The 231-nt window shown below is 59.3% G+C and carries 1 protein-coding gene; it reads right to left on the bottom strand.

Annotated features, from left to right (window positions below):
- The coding region (locus Q0844_RS20860) for a GTP-binding protein (RefSeq protein WP_299049233.1) at positions 1–231 on the bottom strand (231 nt) is incomplete at both ends.

The raw sequence follows: 231 nt of genomic DNA, 5'->3' as shown, positions 1-231 counted from the left end.
GTACTCGTCCACGGCCGCCATCAGTTCACGGATCTTGTCTTCGCCGATGTTGGCGTCACGGCCTTCCATCGCCGCCAAGGCAGAGCCTGCGATGATGGGCGTGTCGTCGCCGGGGTATTCATAGGTGTCCAGCAGTTCGCGGACTTCCATTTCAACCAGTTCCAGCAGTTCCTCGTCGTCGACCTGGTCGACCTTGTTCATGAACACGACGATCTTGGGGATGCCCACCTG

The organism is uncultured Tateyamaria sp. (genome assembly GCF_947503465.1).
GTDB lineage: Bacteria > Pseudomonadota > Alphaproteobacteria > Rhodobacterales > Rhodobacteraceae > Tateyamaria.
Note: the sequence above shows the minus strand (reverse complement) of the source record. Positions and strands in the feature narration are given on the sequence as shown.